Source organism: Halorientalis sp., from assembly GCF_028275115.1.
In the GTDB taxonomy this organism is placed as follows: domain Archaea; phylum Halobacteriota; class Halobacteria; order Halobacteriales; family Haloarculaceae; genus Halorientalis.
This window is the reverse complement of the sequence record NZ_JAQCNH010000067.1, coordinates 1-1,735: the sequence shown is the minus strand read 5'-3', so window position 1 is coordinate 1,735 and position 1,735 is coordinate 1. Positions and strand designations below refer to the sequence as shown.

At 63.8% G+C, this 1,735-nt stretch carries 5 protein-coding genes; 3 read left to right on the top strand and 2 right to left on the bottom strand.

Annotation, left to right across the window (positions count from 1 at the left end; translation table 11 throughout):
• The first annotated feature begins 6 nt into the window (after positions 1-6).
• The 3 genes from Q0964_RS18565 to Q0964_RS09470 are packed head-to-tail and all read left to right on the top strand — an operon-like array spanning position 7 to position 1,156.
• Positions 7-171, top strand: a complete 165-nt coding sequence (locus Q0964_RS18565) for a cell division protein CdpA domain-containing protein (protein WP_422653635.1) — start codon at positions 7-9, stop codon at positions 169-171.
• A 45-nt stretch (positions 172-216) separates the two neighbouring features.
• The gene (locus Q0964_RS09475) at positions 217-540 is read left to right on the top strand and encodes a transcription factor S (RefSeq protein WP_299266466.1); all 324 of its coding nucleotides are present in this window, start codon (positions 217-219) and stop codon (positions 538-540) included.
• A 4-nt stretch (positions 541-544) separates the two neighbouring features.
• Positions 545-1,156, top strand: a complete 612-nt coding sequence (locus Q0964_RS09470) for a DUF6517 family protein (RefSeq protein WP_299266464.1) — start codon at positions 545-547, stop codon at positions 1,154-1,156.
• Here Q0964_RS09470 and Q0964_RS09465 read toward each other — a convergent pair.
• The gene (locus Q0964_RS09465; protein ID WP_299266460.1) at positions 1,137-1,541 is read right to left on the bottom strand and encodes a hypothetical protein; all 405 of its coding nucleotides are present in this window, start codon (positions 1,539-1,541) and stop codon (positions 1,137-1,139) included. The two genes, Q0964_RS09470 and Q0964_RS09465, sit on opposite strands and share 20 nt — an antisense overlap.
• The coding region (locus Q0964_RS09460; protein WP_299266458.1) for a hypothetical protein at positions 1,538-1,735 on the bottom strand (198 nt) is incomplete at its 5' end. The genes Q0964_RS09465 and Q0964_RS09460, both read right to left, overlap by 4 nt.

Sequence of the window (1,735 nt, the reverse complement as noted above, 5' to 3'; positions counted from 1 at the left end):
GACCCGATCACTGAGACGGCGGTTCACCGTGGCGAGCCAGACAGCTACTGCGGCAACTGTCGGCACTTCCAGTACGTGATGGACGGCGACGACGTCGCCCCCTACTGTACCTTCCATGAGGAGACCCTTGACGATATGGATGCCTGCTCCGCATGGGTCAACAACAGCTAGGAACCCGGGCGTTTAACACAGGTCAGCGGTATAGTGGGCACACCAATGGAATTTTGCGACGACTGCGGTTCGATGATGAAGACAGATAACGATATGTGGATCTGTAGCAGCTGTGGCTACGAGAAAGCCCGAAATCCCGAAGGCGATAAAAAGGCAGTCACGACGCAAGGTCAGGAGTCCTCGGACGTCGTCGATACCTCCGAAGTCGATGTCGAGGATATGGGGCCGACGACGGGCGCTCGCTGTCCGGAGTGTGGCAACGACCGCGCGTTCTACGAGATGAAGCAGATTCGAGCCGCTGACGAGTCCGAGACGCGCTTTTTCACCTGTACCGAGTGCGAGCACAAGTGGCGGGAGGACGACCACTAGGGTTGTGTCGCCCGACGCCGCGTTTCCAGACGTTCCTGAGGCGCGGTTGACCCGCGGTGGCTGGGAACTGATCGACGAGGACGTAGAGACCGTGTTCCAACTCCGGCGCGCGACGGTCACGGGTGCGACCAAGCTCTACGGCGACGGTCGAACGCGCGAGGCAGCCACGTCGGCCGCCGGTATCGACCGCCAGTGGCGATTTTTCTTCGGGACGGCACTTTCCTTTCGGCCGCCGCTGGCACCCGGCATCGGCCCGATGATGATACTGCCGACGGTTCGGTCGAAAGCTGGGTCAGCGTTCGCAAGCGAACTCCGAGATCGGGGGTTCGAAGATATCTCCCGCGGTCGAACGGAACGTGTCCGGACCGACGGCGGCGACAAGCTACACCTGCAGAGCTACACGGCCGAACTCTCGCGTGACTCGCTCGAGACGACGCTGTCGATAACCGGCTGGGTCGGTGTCTGGCACGCTGCAGGGTTCCGAATCGCCGCGGGGGCGTATCCGAATCGGCCGGTTGGCGAGTTGGTCGGCGTCGAGGGCCAGGACGGGCCGCTGTTCCGGTCGCCGGCAGCCTACCGCGAGGAACTGCTCGATCTCATCCGCGCCGTCGAGTGAGCGCGAGTACCACGCCTTCGGGGACGAGTTCGACCGGCCCCAGCCCGAGTCGTCGAGCGAGGGCGCTCGGGGCAGCGGCGTCACCGAGGCGAGCCACGGGGACCCCACGGATACGGAGTTCGGCGGTCAGCCCAACCGAGGAGAGAAGCGCAGCCGCATCCATGGATTCGACAGGGCGGTCCCGGTACAGCGAGAGTGCCCCAGAGAGAGACGGGAGATCAAACGCCACGAGGTCGTCGTAGCCGACGACGCTCGCCCGGTGGCCATCAACTTCGATCTCTAGATCGGCCGCGACCGACAGCGCTGGCCGGTCTTCGATGGCGTCCAGCAGCTCAGCGAGGGTTTCCGGCAGACCGCCACGCTGTCCGGTCGGTGTCGTCGTCACTCCTTCTCGCGTGCCTTGACGGTGAGCGTGCCGTCAACGCGCCAGTAGGCGTGCTCGGGGTCCTCGCCCGTGGTGCTTGGGACATCGACCTCCATGTCCTCGAACTCGTACGTTATTTCAGCGTTCCGGCCGGTGAGTCGGTCGTACAACCCAATTGCAAGCTCAGGCCACGTCGTCGTTTCGTCGGGTACATC

What these genes read in the sequence shown, in the direction of transcription:
- Q0964_RS09475 (WP_299266466.1), top strand. Translation starts at nt 217, where the DNA reads ATGGAATTTTGCGACGACTGCGGTTCGATGATGAAGACAGATAACGAT.